This is a genomic window from Gilvimarinus sp. 1_MG-2023, from assembly GCF_030548285.1.
Window position 1 is genome coordinate 1 of record NZ_JAUOSC010000237.1, and the last position, 406, is coordinate 406.

Annotated in this window: 1 protein-coding gene; it reads right to left on the reverse strand. The window is 55.7% G+C overall.

What is annotated here, in order from left to right; translation table 11 throughout:
- Nucleotides 1–406 (reverse strand): S1 RNA-binding domain-containing protein (locus tag Q4563_RS16590; RefSeq protein WP_303605271.1); only part of this gene is annotated, 406 nt, incomplete at both ends.

Here is a 406-nt window from a genome sequence, read left to right on the forward strand (position 1 = left end):
GGCCATGGCACCCTGGCATTGCGGCTGTTTGTCGCCAAACGAGGTTCGGTTTTGGCCGCCTCGTTTGGGGCTGTTGTTGCGTTGGCCACCGCGATTGGCTTGTTCAGCGGCTTTTTCATTGGCATCGTCACCCAGGCGCATCGACAGGCCAATACGTTTACGCTCAGGGTCCACTTCCATTACCTTGACCTTGACGATGTCCCCGGCCTTGACGACACCCCGAGGGTCTTTGACATAGTGGTCAGCCAGTGCCGAGATATGTACCAGGCCATCCTGATGGACGCCGATATCCACAAAGGCACCAAAGGCGGCAACGTTGGTAATGACACCTTCGAGCACCATATTGGGTTTCAGGTCGGAGATTTTTTCGACACCTTCCTGGAATTCGGCAAAGCGGAATTCAGGG